The sequence below is a fragment of the Schleiferilactobacillus harbinensis genome (assembly GCF_008694105.1).
Taxonomy (GTDB): Bacteria; Bacillota; Bacilli; order Lactobacillales; family Lactobacillaceae; genus Schleiferilactobacillus; species Schleiferilactobacillus harbinensis.
This window is the reverse complement of record NZ_CP041364.1, coordinates 1924055-1938990: the sequence shown is the minus strand read 5'-3', so window position 1 is coordinate 1938990 and position 14936 is coordinate 1924055. Positions and strand designations below refer to the sequence as shown.

Genomic DNA, 14936 nt, shown 5'->3' with positions numbered 1-14936 from the left:
GCGATGACCAGCTATCAAGCACTAGACGCCAACCTCAGAAAACTCAATCTGCTGTGTTTCGCAGAGCACCTGCCTGTTCTGCTCGATGAGCAGGACAAGGCTCCTAAATCGCTCACAGACGCCCTCTACGCACTGACTCAAGCCGAGCTGGCCTATCGCGAACAGAAACAGTCGGTGACCCGTATTCGGTTGGCTCGGTTCCCTTACGAAAAGCAATTGGACGATTTTGACTTCAGCTATCAGCCCACCCTGGAACGGGCGGTCATTGAGGATCTAGCCTCCTTGCGCTTTTTGAACGACAAAGAAAATATTCTATTCGTCGGCACCTCCGGCGTGGGCAAAACCCATCTCGCTACCAGCATCGGGATGGAAGCCTGCAAGCAGGGCTTCTCGACACTATTCATTCGCTGTGGGGACCTGGTTGAGCGGCTGCGCATTGCACACGACCAGCAGCGAGGCGAGGCAGCCTTGCGCCGGTATGCTCGGTATCAGGTATTGATCATCGACGAGATCGGGTATCTGCCCATTGATTCCATCGGAGCCAAGATGTTCTTCCAGCTTATCGAGCGCCGTTATGAACGGAAATCAACGATCATCACGACCAACATTGCCCTCTCCAAGTGGGGCGATACATTCGCCGACAAGACTCTGGCTAATGCCATTCTTGATCGACTGGTGCACCACTCCCGCGTGATTCGGATCAACGGCCGGTCATACCGCATGAAGGGCCATATCACAGAGCCCAAAGCGGACAAAGCACCGAATGATACTGGTTAGGCCTCTGGCCTAACTGAAGCATCACCACTAATTGGAAAGGAGAAACGCAGCTCAACTAAACCGGCAAAAAACAACATTTTCTAATCGGCAAAAAATGTCATTTTATTGTCGGCGTTGACACATGCATTGCCTTTTGGATATCCTTAACGACAGCAAGCACTTCACGAATGGCCTTCTTGTTTGCCGGAGACGTATAGAAACCGTCAATAATGTCGTTGATCATTGTCTGCCGAGAAACATCGTCAGCGCTCATCTGCGCATCAAATTGACCATCGTTCTGTTCCTTGATTTTCTTGGCAAAATCCGAATCTGTCACGCCCACAATTTCCATGAAATTCTTCGAGGTTTCCCATAAACAGTCCATGACTGTCCGGTGCTCATCGTCAACGATCCCGGCCAGGAGTTTTTTGGAGAAACTGCCCCAGCCACGGTACCGTTTGAGCGCTAACTTGCGGCGTTGTTCTGCTGACAGCCAGGGAATTTTGATAAGCATTTCCCGCCGGTTGTCTTGGTCCTCAAATAGAGTTGCCCAGGCCACAATCTTCTCAATATCGTTTTGATAGTAAGCGGTCGTTAAACGGGTATATGGTTCGCGCCGTAGCCTCCTTGTATGCTTGAGTCATCAAGTGCACAAGGAGGCTTTTTATGGTTCAAATTAAAGATATTGTGCCGGTTCAAATGACAGATCGGACACCCAGCACTGGTGGGAAGCCCCAGATAGCTGCTCGAATCAAGCTCAAAGATGCCGAAGTGATTTTTTATAATGGTGCTGATCGGAGCACTCGGCACATCGTCTTACAGGAGTTGACTGGTAATGTTCCCCAATATCCAAGAACTTAACATCTACATCATCTGTGGCAAGACTGACCTCCGCAAAGGAATTGACGGTTTAGCTGCCTCACTGCGGGAACTCTATGGTGAGAACGAAGTCCCGTACGACCACTCACTATTCCTATTTTGCGGCAGTCAGCGGGACCGGTTCAAGGCCCTTTACTGGGATCGCAGCGGCTTCGTCCTCTATTACAAGCGGTTCGAGAACGGCCACCTGCAATGGCCCCGCAACCGGTCCGACGTACAACGACTAAGCCATTACCAGTTAAAACGATTGATCACTGGTCTAAGTATTATTGAGAGGCGTACCATTCATGACCGCAGGGTCGGATATACCAATTAAATGTGGAAGAGGATGCCAAATGAAATTTGGTATTACCTCTTCCTTTTTATGATCTATAAATGATATAATCCAATAATCAATAATTCAGGAGGGCCACACATTGGTCGACCCAAAAAATAGCATTGCACTCGCAGATGCCACCCCCGAGCAATTACGGACTATCGTCCAAAATTTACTCCACGAAAACCAACAGATGCAGGAGCAGCTGGCCGTATTGAAACGTGTTCTCTATGGTCGTCGCCGCGAATCCAGCCAAAATTTGCCAGATGGGCAAACCAACCTCTTCAACGAACACGTGCTCACCCAGGAAGAACAAGCAGCGGTCGCCAAGGCGAGTGGCGAAGACGAGCCAGTCAAGAAACGCCCTAAGAAAGTGGTTCACCGAAAATCGATGGACCTGAGTCAATTACCACAAAACACTCGCGACTATACTTTAGACACTGAAGATCAGATTTGCCCAGGATGTGGGAAGATGATGGCCGATATTGGGCGGACAGCCGTACGTAAAGAGGTCGACTTTGTCCCCGTTAAGTTGTTGGCCACCACTGTTTACCAGCACACTTACGTCTGCACTAACGAGCAGTGTTTACAAGACCACGGTAAGGTAATCACCAAGAAAGCAGACGTACCGAAGCCCGTGATCTCCCACAGTATGGCTTCAAATGCGGTCGTGACCGAATCAATCTTGACCAAATTTATCTATAAAGTGCCGGATTACCGGCAAGAAAAGCTCTGGCATAATCGTGGCGCAGATTTTACCCGGCAAGCCCTGTCTGGTTGGCCTATCAAGGCAGCCGAAGAATATCTGCGGCCGCTCTACAATTTGATGCATCAAGAACTGCTGGCCCAGGATATCATTCACGCCGATGAGACGCCCTACCGGGTGCTCGCCATCAAGAAGGCCAAGACCTATTACTGGGTTTACACCTCAGGCAAGTTTGCGGAGCATCAAATTATCCTGTATGACCACGGCGACACCCGCGGGTACGGCGAAGCTGAGCGCTTCCTTAAGGGATATACGAAATACCTGCAGACCGATGGCTATGCTGTGTATCCCCGGTTGCCGGATCTGACCAATGTTTATTGCTGGGCGCACGTCCGGCGGAAGTTCGACGAAGCGGTTACCGGTGGTGATACCGGATTGGCACCCATTGGTCGGCAATACTGTAATGAGATGTTCCACTTGGAACAGGGATGGCGTGGCCTGCCCGCAACTGAGCGACTTGCGCAGCGTAAAGAACACCTCCAGCCGCAGATGGATGCCTTCTTCAAATGGTTGTTTGAATTGGGTGACAGTTACTTACCGAAATCCAAACTTGGTCGCGCAGTTGAATACGCACTGGGCCATGAAGTAGGATTACGGGCGGTTCTCCAAGACGGCCGGTTGGAGTTATCCAATAACCGGGCCGAACGAGCCGTCAAAGAGCTGGTGATGGGCCGCAAAAATTGGCTCTTCTCACAGAGCAAACGCGGCGCCGTAGCGACGGGCATCTTATTAAGTGTGCTCAAAACTGCAGAGATAAATCACCTCGACCTTCGTCAATACTTGAACTATTTGTTTGCGGCATTACCTAATTTGCCGGTGCCCGGGGACTTGACGGTCCTACAGGACTATTTACCCTGGTCACCGAAAGTGCAGGAGATCTGCCACGAATAAATAATTCGAGTACAGCAGTGGCGCAATCCTTATGTTAGAGGGTTGCGCCACTTTTTCATATACGCCCGTTTAACGACCTCTTACTTTTGATACTGTGACTGGTCGATTTGCTCCGGGATGATTTGTTGAAGATCTTGGTACGTACTATATCGACTGATCATTTTCTTTGGATCACTGAGGCCTTTGACGTCTGGCCGAGTTTTGTATTCGCCAGCTGTCACTAAATTATCTTGAATCATCCGTACTGTCACACTGGAATGATGCATGCACAGTTGATTGAAGAGACGCTGTTTCGTGTCCCGAGCCAACTTACGGCCGTCGACCCGGATATTGTTCAGTTCGTTTAACACTTCAAACTTTTGGTAGAGCAGAGATTGTTTCGGCAGGACATCTTCACCCAGCAGATAGGTATCAGGCGTCTTCATTCGGTTGATGAATTCGGCAGCTGAAGCAGTTTTATCCACTTTTTCAGTGAAGTTCCAGGGAGTGATAGCCCCTGCTTCTTTTCGGACCATCCAAGCAAAAGATGCCCCAGAAGTTTTTGCTTGTTTCTCTGCGGTAATCATCGGCCCCACGTAATATGGCACGCGAAACCCAACTAGTTCGTCAAGCATATAGGGCAGATTTTTGACCCGTTTCGGGTCGGAAACTGGATTTTTCTCAGCTAGCCAAGAATAGTAGGCTTTTTGATTCTCAATGATCCGATCGAACTCTTGTTGCTGGACCTGGTGGGGAATCACACCATTTTCACTGTTCCGCTGTTTGGGCAGAAACGAGCTCTGTTCAATTTTTCCTAAAATTTGTTGGGCGAGGGGGGATTCGTCTGTCCCAATGATTTTTTTCAAGCGGGTCAAAAAGTCTGCGTAAGGCAAAGGCTTACTCTTGTCTGTGCCAGCAATGTAATCATGATAAGCTGCCTTCAACTCCTGGCTCTTTTTCTTTGACGAATGGTTACGCAAATCCTTAAGCATTTTCAAATCGTCTTGGTGGTGTTCATAGCATTCAATCATTCCTTCAGATAGTGTTTTCCCCGACGGAATGATTGCCGAAAGTTGGACTTGACCATATAACGAATTCAAGGTGTCCAGAAAGTTCATCTGGTCTTCGGTCAGTTGACCAGTGCTGGAGTCGAACCAATCCTGAAAACCGGCAAAGTACAACTTGTTTGTGCTGAATGCATCAGCGTCCATTACGAGTAGTGATGCGACATTGACCTGCAAACCAAGTGTAGCCTTAATAAGCTCCGTGAGGACGGATTTTTTCTTCTTGGCTAGATCTTTGTCCGGTTCAGTAATTGTATTCAGCAACGCAACAATTGCTTTTTGGCGATCTGCCCGAGATTGTTCCTGATTAAGGAGGATGTCAGTTGTCTGGTTCAAAATCTCTGGAGTGATTGGTAACAATGGTCCTTCAAAGTCAAAGATGATCGCTGCATCCTCGTTTAAGGCGGTGAAAGTCTTTCCAAGGTCCAACTTGCCCGGCCTGAAGCTGGCAGTAGGCGCTGGATTCAGGAAATGGCCGCGGTATTTAACAATGTGGTGCAACGCCAAATAGATTTCACGCAAATCGAACTGATGCGGTTCCGTCATTAGTGCATAACGCAAATGGTAAATGGTTGGATATTTTTTGTGGTACTCCTGGTCGGACAGATCATTAAACAGGCCTTTAGCAACATCTGGCGCCAGCGGATCCAGAGGTGAAGTGTTTGCGTATTTCATTCTCAGGAAAAAGTCAGGATCAATTTTGGCAATGTGGGGCGCAAAGATTTCTTTAAGCAAACCCAGGCGCCATTTGCGCCGTTTCAAGCGGCGGCGGGTGGTTCGTGCGGTTCGTCTATCACCAGCGGATATTCCTGAACGAAATAAGCGTACGCCGATACCCAGATGGTGGCGTACGCGAATCACACGACCGTTGACGTTGACGACTGTCCAGCCAATCGAACTTGTGCCGATATCAATACCAACTCCATAAGGCTCCATAACGTTGCTCCTCTTTTCACAATTAATAATCCTATTATCAGGCTTTCGATCGGGGAAGGCAATTGTTTTGTTTCACAAAATAAAAACGACCCCATCACGGGATCGTCGCTGAATCAAATACGCGATTAGTAAACCTTAACGAGCTGAATCGTACCGTCGGTGAACACATTGTACAATGCCACCGTGCTGCGGCCGTTGTTCTTGCCGACCTCAATCTGGTAACCAGACTTGCCGTTCACATTGACTTGTTGATCGAATGCATAAACGAGCGGCGCGTCCGCAGCAAACTTAGCAGCGGCGGTGGGCTTCAACGCATTGATAGCCGCGTCGGAGCTGGTAATCTGTGCCGTTGTACTGCTTGAGCTGCTGGCAGTACTTGAACTGCTAGCTGATGAACTGCTGCTGGTGCTATCCGAGGATGAACTGCTGGTCGTGGACGAGCTTTCGGACTCGCTGCTGCTCTTCTTTGAGCCGCTGTCTTTCTTAACTGTTTCAGTCTTCGATGTACTGCTGGAAGCAGCACTCTGGTTGTTACCTGCGCTGCACGCGCCTAACGTGAGCAAGAGTGCGGCGCTAAGTAACGGTAACGCGATCTTCTTCTTAAGCATGGGTGTGACCTCCTTACTTGATATATTGTACTACGAAAGCGAGCTGAAACCATTAGGATGGTCTGTATATTGTGCTTCAATCCATTGGTTGCCGCCTAGGTTGTACCAGTAATGGCCGTCAACCTGCGTTTGCTTGAGGACCTTCCAGCGGCTAGCGTGCTTCAATGTGCGGCCCGCATAGGAACGGCTGCTGGCATACCCATTCCAGAGCGCAATGCCGTAGCCGGGTACATACTTGATTTGAGCCACCGCGTTTTGAGTCACCGTCGGGGTGGTCGGCGTGCCAGTATCAATATTGGTGCCACCGGTGCTGCTCGAACTGGTCCCAGTAAAGAGGCCGCCGAAATCATAACTCATGTCCACGTGCTGACCATTGTAATTATTGGTGTACTGCCAGGCCGTCGCATTGTCCACACCGGGCATATTGACGCCATAATTTGCCACCCAAATCGGATAATTGCGGGGTACTTTGTTGGCCCAGAACCAGGAGGCCATGGAGTAGGTGACTTGATTATTGAAACCGCGGGCGGCAAGCTGGCTCTGGAAGGAGACGGTGTCATTGTAGGAATCGGGCAGTGAAGAATCTTCCACATCAGCCACCACAACGGTATCTGTGCCTAAATTATATTTGGCAGCGGTGTCCGCAAAGAAGTCAGCTTCATTCTTTGCGTCCTGTGCGCCGCTATACTGGGCATAATGATATAAGCTGACTTTTAAACCGGCTGCTTGGGCCGCTTTGATTTGGGCCCCAGCCTTAGGATTGACGTAGGCGGCGCCGTCAGCGCTGCCTTCGGTCAATTTAATGACCACCCCGGCGATTTTATTGGTAGATAAAGACTTAAAGAAAACAACGTCATCTGGCTGATAGCTGGCGACGTCGGCAAATTGGCCAACGATCGCGGCGTCAGCGTTCGAAACGAAGGTGGCGGTACCGACCCCAATTCCGAGTAACAGGGCAATACCCAGCTTCTGAACGATCTTGCGTGAATGGTGCAATCGAATTCCTCCTCATAGAGTTGGCAACTTGACGCCTGTCGAGTGCCCAGCTCAGGTTTATGTGCTCCCACAAGGATAACAGATAATCGGCTGGTCTACATTACCATTCCTTAACTTTTTTGTCAGACATTCTGGGAGCCTCCTAGGCCGATTGCGCCCACCTGGTCGCCCGGTTTCTTATATTCCATTTATTTTCAAAAATTGGTTCGACCAATAAAAAAGCGGCCGTCACGCGGTCGCTTCAAATCAACACTCTTTATTGGAAAGCGGGTAAGCCGTTAGGGCTGTCAGTGTACTGACCTTCAACCCATTGGTCACCGCCCAGATTGTACCAATATTCACCATCCACGTATTTTTCACCGTAGACAGCCCAGCTGGAGGCGTTGGCTAATGTCCGGCCAGCATACTTGCGGCTGGCACCATAGCCATTCCACAGAGCGATGCCGTAGCCCGGCACGTACTTGATCGTGATGGCCTTGGAGTTAGACGACCCATTGGAATTGATCGTGGTCACGCCGTCCATGCCGGTTGGCGCATACGTGTACTTGCCTTGAATCCATTGGTTGCCGCCCAAGTTGTACCAGTATTCACCGTCGGCATAAGTTTGGGCGAGTACCTTCCACTTCGAACCGGTCAACAATGTTCGGCCGGCATAAGTCCGGTTGGCACCATAACCGTTCCACAGCGCGATACCATAGCCGGGAATGTAGTTGATTGTGGCGGTATCGCCAGTGCTCGGGGTCGTCGTGCCGGTATTGCTGCCGGTAGTGAAGATGCCTGAGAAGTCATAGCTCATATCGACGCTTTGACCATTGTAGTTGCTGGTGTATTGCCACGCCGCAGCGTTGTCCACACCGGGCTTGTCCACACCGTAGTTGGCGACCCAAATGGGATAATTGCGGGGCAGTTTGTTGGCCCAGAACCAAGAGGCCATGGAATAAGTGACTTGATTGTTGTAGCCTAGCCGAGCCAATTCCTGTTGGAACGTGACCGTGTCGCCGTAAGGATTGCTCAAGGAATTGTCCTCGACATCGGCAACCATAACGGTATCTTTACCCAGACCATATTTTGCGGCTTGGCCAGCAAAGAAATCAGCTTCGGCCTTCGCCGCACTCGCCCCGTTATACCGGGCGTAGTGGTATAGGCTGACCTTCAGGCCTGCTGCTTGCGCAGAGGCAATTTGGTTGGCAGCCTTCGGGTTAACATAGGCACCGCTGCCGCTGCCTTCAGTGATCTTCACGACAACGCCGGCCACTTGATTAGTCGCAAGATTCTTGAAGAAAAGAACGTCATCTGGTTGATAGCTGGCGACGTCAGCGAACATACCGTATGTCGTTGCTTGGGCGATTGAATTGAAACCGAACAAAGCAACGAAGAATGTCAGAAACGCGGTCAACAGGACCCGTTTCTTCCTTGAACTGTGCATGCGAATTCCTCCTAAGTGTTTTAAGAAATGCTTAATACATCTCCTCTAGTATACATGGTGAAGTTCGTGCACTGCATTACTATCTGTTTACAAAATCTTTAAGGGCCGGACCCGCGATTACTGCTTAAAAAATAACAAATGGGTCAGGCTGTGTCAGCTTGGCCCATTCGATGTCAGGGTTATTGAATATCCACTTTCTTATCCAGCACTTCATCGCTCTCCTGGGCGATGGTCAGCGCTTGGGAGAGGTCGTAGATAATGTCATCCTTATTCTCGATACCGACGGCGAAGCGCACCAGATTGTCGCGTACACCGATTTCTTTCAGCTTGTCTTTGGGATAGGGCGCGTGGGTCATCGTGGTGGGTCGACAGACTAAGGATTCCACGCCGCCTAGGCTGACAGCCAGGTCGATCATTTGCAGTTTCTCGAAGAAGACACCCAGGTCAACACCCGGTTTGACGGCAAAGGAGATCACAGCGCCCAGGCCCTTGGCTTGCTTCTTTTGAATAGCGGCTTCATCTGGCGAATACCAGCCGGGATACAGGACTTGGCTGACGGCCGGATGCTTTTCTAATGCGCCAATCACAGCCTTGACGTTCTCCTGCTGCCGGTCCAAGCGAATCGCTAGGGTGCGAATACCTCGGAGCAGGGTATAACTGTCGAAGGGACTGAGCGTGGCCCCCAGGGTATTTTGATAGAAGAAAAATTCGTTGTACAAATCGGTGTCGTTCAGCGTAATGAAGCCGGCGTTCAGATCGGCGTGGCCGCCGTAGAACTTGGTGGCGGAATAGACCGTCACATCGGCGCCCAGGGCCAGCGGCTTCTGCAAGTAGCCGGTCATGAAGGTGTTATCAACGATGAGCAGGGCGCCGTGGCGGTGGGCCAGCTCGGCGATCTTCGCGATGTCGTAGACGCGCAGCGTGGGGTTGGCGGGGGTCTCGAGGAAAACGGCTTTAGTATTCGGTTTGAAGTCGGCATCCGAGAGGGTGCTCAAGTCGGTGATGAAGTCATAATCGACCTTACGGGGCCCCAGAATGTCGAGGAAGAACCGGTACGTGCCGCCGTAGATATTGGCGGAAGACAGGATGTGGTCCCCCGGATGGAAGTGTTCAAAGACGGTGGCGATGGCGGCCATGCCGGAGGCAAAACCCAGAGCGTGATCGGCATGATCCAAGCGGGCCACGGCGTCCTCCGCCTTTTGCCGGGTGGGATTCTGAGTACGGATATATTCATATGGGCCGGCTTGGTTGATATCTTCCAGCCGATACGTGGTACTTAGGAAAATCGGCGCCATGATCGCCCCGTATTCGTTGTGCCGGGCGGGGGCCCCTTGGACAGTGAGCGAATCATCATGTAAAGGAAATTCGGGATCCAGCGGTTTTTCAAATTGATCTTTAGTCATGAAGTAATCATCCTTTCTCAACTGCGTTACAGGGCCGGTACTGTTTCTTGCAAGGCGGTGACGATCTGGCTGGCGGCGCGGGCCACGATGGCCGGGTCGGTGGCCAGGTTCAACCGAATAAAGGTGGGGGTTTGCGGGGAGAACCAGGCGCCGTAATCCACTGCCAAGTGGCAGTGATTCTGCACGAAGTCGCGGATCTTGTCCGCGGGGATGTACTGGCCGAGATCAACGTACAATAGGTAGGTGCCTTCCAGCGGATGCAGCTTCACGCCGGGGGCCTGGCGCAAGATCTCGCGGACTTGCCCGTCATTATAGCGAATGATCTGCAGAATTTGATCCAGCCAGGCTGTACCATAACGGTAGGCGGCTTCGCCGGCCACCACGCCCAGCAGGCTGGGTTCCGTCTGGTGGATAGACTTAATGAAACTATCGTAATCCTTGCGCCAGGCCGCGTTGGGAATGATCACATGGGAGTGGAGCAAAGTCGCCAGATTGAATGTCTTGCTCGGGGCATTGACCACAATGACACCGTCCCGAAAGCGGCCGTCGGCGACATCCAGAACCGAGGTGAAAGGCTGCTCACCGATTTCGAAATCCTCGTGGATCTCGTCTGAAATTACTGGGATGCCGTTGGCCACCAATGGCGTCAAAATGGTTTCCAGTTCTTCAGGTTTCCAGATTCGGCCCACCGGGTTGTGGGGTGAGCACCAGATGACCAGTTTGGGCTTGTCTTCCGTGATGATCTTGTGCAAGGCTTCGTAATCCACCTGCCACCCCTGGGGCGTATCCACTAAATTACAGGAAATCAGTTTGCGGTGGGTGTCGGTGACAGCATTAGCAAAGGGATAGTACACCGGTTGAAAAATCAGCACCGGGTCGCCGGGTTCGGTGAGCCAGTTGACCAGGCCGTATAAGGAGTTGACAACGCCGGTGTCGAACCGCAGCCATTCCGGCTTGACGGTAATCCCGTGGCGGTCCCGCTGCCAGTCGATGAAGGCGGCTTTATAACTGTCCGGAATGTAGGAATAGCCGAACACGCCCTCTTCCACCCGCTTGACCAGGGCGTCCCGGACTGGCTGGGCCGTTTTGAATTCCATGTCCGCCACCCACAGCGGTAAGAGGTCCGGGTTGCTGAACCGGTCGTCTAAGGCGTCCCACTTCAAAGTATTGGTGTGGTGCCGATCCACCAGGTGGGTTTTGATAAACGCTTTGTTTTCCGGGGTTAATTCGATTGCCATGCTGCACAGGTCCTTTCTATTATTGCGGTGTTTCTACTGGGCATCAGGCCAAACATCTTTGGCAGTTTTGGCGACCAAGGCCAATTTGGCCCATTGGTCGGCTTCCGTCAGGTTGTTGCCCTCCTCAGTGGAAGCAAAACCGCATTGGGTGGACAGACACAGGTCAGCCAAAGGAACAAACTCGCTGGCGTACTTGATCCGGGCCTTCAACCCGTCTTCATCTTCCAATTCCGGCCGTTTGCTGGTGACCAGGCCCAAGACGATCCGCTGATGCCGGCCGTTGGCGCTGATCTTGGCTAGTGGCTCAAAGCCTCCGGAGCGCTCATCGTCATATTCCAAGAAGAAACCGTCAATGTTCAGTTCAGCTAAGTAATCAGCTACTGGATCGTATGCGCCGGCGCCGGCCCATTGGGACTTGTAGTTGCCCCGGCAGATGTGCATCGTGATGGTCAAGTCTTTGGGCTTGGCGGCGATAATTGCGTTGATTACCCGCACGGCTTCCTTGGCTTGGGCGGCCCATTCTGGCTGCAGGACCTTTTCGTGGGCATTGTGCGCGAAGGCGGCCCACATCCCCCAAGCCGTGTCGTCTAATTGCAGGTAGCGGCAGCCGAGGTCGTAGAAATGCTGGATGGTTTTCTGATACGCGGGAATCAGTGCATCGTAGAAGTCCTGGACATTCTCATAATAATGATTGAGGATGTGGGCCGGTTCGCTGGGGAAGAAAACAGACGGACTCGGAATGGTTTGTTTGGCCGCCACGCCAGCGGGTACGATGCTTTGCAGGTATTGGAACGCTCGAAAGAACGGGTGCTCCGGATTATATGCGACGGGGCCGGTGACGTTCACGCCGCCCGGTCGAGATTCGCCGCCGGAAAAGGCCCAGCCTTCCTTGGGGGTGAAGAACTCTGTACCTTTCAATCCGGCGTAGAAATCCAAGTGCCACCAAGACCGGCGGAATTCGCCATCGGTGACATCCTTGTAGCCTAGGGCCACTTGCTTATCGACGATGCGCTTGATTTCGTCATCTTCGACTTGGGTCAAGGCGGCTTGGTCGATCTTGCCGGCGGCGAAGTCTGCTCGGGCTTGGTGCAACCGGGCGGGCCGCAACAGGCTGCCGACTTGGTCGTAACGGTACGGATAAACGGTTTTCGTTAGTGTGCTATTGGTCATGAATGATCGCTCCTTCGTTTATGTAGGCAAATGAGCTCCGGCCGACAGAAGCGCGGGCCTGCGCTCTCTGGACAAAAAAGACGTCCTTGAAAAAATATTTTCAAGGACGTCTTGCTGTGGGCAAACGCGGTACCACCTATCTTCGCTGACGGTTCACACCTCCAGCCTCACGAGTGCAGTCCAAACCGTAACCTTAGTACGATCAGGACGATACTCCGACGCAATAATGGGCGCACCCACCGCCGCCTCGCATATGAGCTTGGCACCGGAATCGCTCAAAGACCATGTTCGACGCGTTGGCATTACCGGTTCGCACCACCCACCGGCTCTCTGAGAACACCGCGTGCTTCTACTCATCTTCTCACAGCAGTTTTTCGTATTTGCTTTATTGGTATTGACTATAGGGCGAAAAGTGGGCGGTGTCAAGGGTGGAAAATGCGAACTATGATCATTACAGGCGCCCCTGCAGTTCCGTCTGTCGGCCATCCCGCAAGAACACTGGCAGACTATCCAGCGGTGCAGCCGCTGCCACTCGCTGACCACCAGCATAATGCTGGCCGGTCCGCGCGTCGGTCCATTCCGCACCAGCCGGCAGATAGACCTCGCGTTGGCGATCACCCGCATGGACAATCGGTGCGACTAAGATATCTGCACCAAGTAAAAACTGATCATTTACGGGCCACGCTGCCTGATCGTTAGGAAACTCATAAAAGAGCGGCCGCATCACCGGTGCGCCCGTTTCATGGGCCGCGGTCATCACTTTCTCTAGATACGGTTTGAGCAATGCCCGAATCCGAATAAACTTCGTCAGGATTTTCTCCACTTCGGGGCCAAAACTCCATACCTCATTAGGCGCACCGGCTGCTTCCGTTTCTTCGCCATCGGCCTTGTAGACCTTGGTCATCGGTTGCCGCGCACCGTGGATCCGCATTACCGGTGAGAAGGCGCCGAACTGGAACCAGCGCACCAGCAATTCTCGGAATGCCGGGTCATCCGGCCGGCCGCCATGGAATCCGCCGATGTCGGTGGTCCACCAGGGAATGCCGGCAATCCCCATGTGCAAGCCAGCGCTGATCTGATTGCGCAGATCTTGGAAGGTGGAATGAATATCGCCGGACCACACCAAGGCGCCGTAACGCTGGCTGCCGACCCAGGCGCAGCGGACCAGGTTGACTTCGGGATGGCCGTTAGCCGCAATTTCACCCTCATAAAAGCCGCGGACATACTCCCGGGGATACAGATTGCCGGTGCTCAGCACGCTGCCAGCGTAATACGTGTAATTGGCAAAGTCGTAGGTGCTGAATTCCGGTTCCGCTTCGTCCAGCCAGAAGAGATGAATCCCGTGCGCGCCATAGTTTTTCTGCACCTTATCCCACACATAGTGGCGGGCGGCCGGATTTGTCGCATCGTAGAATTCGTTATTCCCATGGAATTTCATCTGCACAGGCAGGCCATGATTCGTGTGGACCAGCAGGCCGCGTTCCCGCATATCGGCGTAATTTTCGCTGCGCTCATCGATTTGCGGCCAAACCGACACCATCAGCTTGATCCCGTAACGGGCACATTCTTCGGCCATCGCCGCTGGATCCGGGAAGAAATGGGGATCAAAGCGATAATCCCCGCAGCGCGGCCAGTGGTAATAGTCGATGACCAGGACGGATACCGGAATTTTCAGCTCATGGTACTTGCGGGCGACTGCCAGTACGTCCGCTTGCGTGGCGTAACGCAGTTTAGATTGCCAGAAACCCAGACCGTAGTCCGGCATCATCGGTGCCTGGCCAACAACGGCGCTGTACTGCGCTTCAATTTGGGCGGGGGTATCCCCGGCCGTGATCCAGTAATCCAGTTGCGCGGTGGCTTGGGCGTGCCATTCGATCACGTTTTTACCGAAAGTCACGGACCCGATGGCCGGGTTATGCCAAAGAAAGCCGTAGCCGGTGCTGGATAAATAAAAGGGGACCGATGCCTGGGAGTTGCGTTGGGCCAGCTCCAGGGTGGTGCCGTTCAGATCGGCGATGGTCTGCTGGTACTGGCCCATACCGGCAAAATGGGCTGCCGGTTGACCAGCAAACGAGGCAGTTAAGGCGTATTGGCCGCCACCAGAAAGCGGCTCGAAGCGGCGGGCCTGACGCTGCAAGGCACCGCCAGGATTTAATTCTTCCAGCAATAAGTCACCGGCAGCATTATAAAACCGCAAACGGCCGGTGCGATCCCACCAATCGCCGTTGTTTATGACGCAGCTGATCTGGCCATTGGTGATTGTGGCCTGGGTGTCAGTCACGGTTACTGCGGCTGTTGAAGCGGTCGGCAGCAGCGCACTGCAGGCCAGATCTAGCGGCCCCGTGGGTGTCGCCACCACCCGGAAGCTGTTCTGGCCCCACGCAATGATCCGCAAGCGCTCATTACTGTTTTGACACTCTAAGTAATTCGGTCCTTTGGTAAAAATTGTCAAAATAATCACATTCCTCCGCTGATAATGCCTATAGTCTAGCGGAGAAAAAGAAAGCG

At 52.5% G+C, this 14936-nt stretch carries 13 protein-coding genes; 4 read left to right on the top strand and 9 right to left on the bottom strand.

Going from position 1 to position 14936, the window contains the following annotated elements; genetic code table 11:
- Positions 1 to 3 precede the first annotated feature (3 nt).
- A complete protein-coding gene (istB, locus tag FMM01_RS09700; protein WP_056990049.1) occupies positions 4 to 777 on the top strand; it encodes an IS21-like element helper ATPase IstB in 774 nt (257 codons plus the stop codon).
- Between the two features lie 97 nt (positions 778 to 874).
- On the opposite strand, the gene FMM01_RS09695 is transcribed toward istB, so the two are convergent.
- A complete protein-coding gene (locus FMM01_RS09695; RefSeq protein WP_150392376.1) occupies positions 875 to 1327 on the bottom strand; it encodes a CRISPR-associated endonuclease Cas9 REC1/REC2 domain-containing protein in 453 nt (150 codons plus the stop codon).
- Between the two features lie 95 nt (positions 1328 to 1422).
- Between FMM01_RS09695 and FMM01_RS09690 the strand changes: the two genes are divergently transcribed.
- The 3 genes from FMM01_RS09690 to tnpC all read left to right on the top strand — a co-directional run bounded on the left by FMM01_RS09690 (position 1423) and on the right by tnpC (position 3608).
- Positions 1423 to 1617, top strand: coding sequence for a hypothetical protein (locus FMM01_RS09690; RefSeq protein ID WP_150391512.1), 195 nt, complete (start codon positions 1423 to 1425; stop codon positions 1615 to 1617).
- Positions 1592 to 1951 carry an IS66 family insertion sequence element accessory protein TnpB gene (gene tnpB / locus FMM01_RS09685; RefSeq protein WP_057824131.1) on the top strand — a complete coding sequence of 120 codons (360 nt, stop codon included), beginning with the start codon at positions 1592 to 1594 and terminating at the stop codon, positions 1949 to 1951. The genes FMM01_RS09690 and tnpB overlap by 26 nt, the downstream gene beginning before the upstream one ends.
- Positions 1952 to 2051: 100 nt before the next feature.
- On the top strand, positions 2052 to 3608 hold the full coding sequence (gene tnpC / locus FMM01_RS09680) for an IS66 family transposase (protein ID WP_150391513.1): 1557 nt from the start codon (positions 2052 to 2054) through the stop codon (positions 3606 to 3608).
- Between the two features lie 80 nt (positions 3609 to 3688).
- Here the strand turns inward: tnpC and cas9 are convergent, their stop codons facing one another.
- From cas9 to FMM01_RS09640, 8 genes are all read right to left on the bottom strand, one after another.
- On the bottom strand, positions 3689 to 5587 hold the full coding sequence (gene cas9 / locus FMM01_RS09675; RefSeq protein WP_150392375.1) for a type II CRISPR RNA-guided endonuclease Cas9: 1899 nt from the start codon (positions 5585 to 5587) through the stop codon (positions 3689 to 3691).
- A gap of 125 nt (positions 5588 to 5712) precedes the next feature.
- The gene (locus FMM01_RS09670; RefSeq protein ID WP_027827611.1) at positions 5713 to 6195 is read right to left on the bottom strand and encodes a hypothetical protein; all 483 of its coding nucleotides are present in this window, start codon (positions 6193 to 6195) and stop codon (positions 5713 to 5715) included.
- 30 nt (positions 6196 to 6225) lie between these two features.
- Positions 6226 to 7191 carry a GH25 family lysozyme gene (locus FMM01_RS09665; RefSeq protein ID WP_190973329.1) on the bottom strand — a complete coding sequence of 322 codons (966 nt, stop codon included), beginning with the start codon at positions 7189 to 7191 and terminating at the stop codon, positions 6226 to 6228.
- A 256-nt stretch (positions 7192 to 7447) separates the two neighbouring features.
- Positions 7448 to 8617, bottom strand: coding sequence for a GH25 family lysozyme (locus tag FMM01_RS09660; protein ID WP_150392373.1), 1170 nt, complete (start codon positions 8615 to 8617; stop codon positions 7448 to 7450).
- 179 nt (positions 8618 to 8796) lie between these two features.
- On the bottom strand, positions 8797 to 10020 hold the full coding sequence (locus FMM01_RS09655; protein ID WP_051225105.1) for a trans-sulfuration enzyme family protein: 1224 nt from the start codon (positions 10018 to 10020) through the stop codon (positions 8797 to 8799).
- 26 nt (positions 10021 to 10046) lie between these two features.
- Positions 10047 to 11258 (bottom strand): MalY/PatB family protein, encoded by a 1212-nt coding sequence (locus FMM01_RS09650; protein WP_150392372.1) that lies wholly within the window; start codon positions 11256 to 11258, stop codon positions 10047 to 10049.
- A 33-nt stretch (positions 11259 to 11291) separates the two neighbouring features.
- The gene (locus FMM01_RS09645; protein ID WP_150392371.1) at positions 11292 to 12428 is read right to left on the bottom strand and encodes a 5-methyltetrahydropteroyltriglutamate--homocysteine S-methyltransferase; all 1137 of its coding nucleotides are present in this window, start codon (positions 12426 to 12428) and stop codon (positions 11292 to 11294) included.
- 451 nt (positions 12429 to 12879) lie between these two features.
- Positions 12880 to 14880 carry a glycoside hydrolase family 31 protein gene (locus FMM01_RS09640; RefSeq protein WP_150392370.1) on the bottom strand — a complete coding sequence of 667 codons (2001 nt, stop codon included), beginning with the start codon at positions 14878 to 14880 and terminating at the stop codon, positions 12880 to 12882.
- Between the last annotated feature and the right edge of the window lie 56 nt (positions 14881 to 14936).

Bases quoted from the DNA above. Each gene is read 5' to 3' on its own strand.
- istB (WP_056990049.1), top strand. From the start codon at position 4: ATGACCAGCTATCAAGCACTAGACGCCAACCTCAGAAAACTCAATCTG.
- FMM01_RS09690 (WP_150391512.1), top strand. From the start codon at position 1,423: ATGGTTCAAATTAAAGATATTGTGCCGGTTCAAATGACAGATCGGACA.
- tnpB (WP_057824131.1), top strand. From the start codon at position 1,592: ATGTTCCCCAATATCCAAGAACTTAACATCTACATCATCTGTGGCAAG.
- cas9 (WP_150392375.1), bottom strand. From the start codon at position 5,587: ATGGAGCCTTATGGAGTTGGTATTGATATCGGCACAAGTTCGATTGGC.
- FMM01_RS09670 (WP_027827611.1), bottom strand. From the start codon at position 6,195: ATGCTTAAGAAGAAGATCGCGTTACCGTTACTTAGCGCCGCACTCTTG.
- FMM01_RS09660 (WP_150392373.1), bottom strand. From the start codon at position 8,617: ATGCACAGTTCAAGGAAGAAACGGGTCCTGTTGACCGCGTTTCTGACA.
- FMM01_RS09655 (WP_051225105.1), bottom strand. From the start codon at position 10,020: ATGACTAAAGATCAATTTGAAAAACCGCTGGATCCCGAATTTCCTTTA.
- FMM01_RS09650 (WP_150392372.1), bottom strand. From the start codon at position 11,258: ATGGCAATCGAATTAACCCCGGAAAACAAAGCGTTTATCAAAACCCAC.
- FMM01_RS09645 (WP_150392371.1), bottom strand. From the start codon at position 12,428: ATGACCAATAGCACACTAACGAAAACCGTTTATCCGTACCGTTACGAC.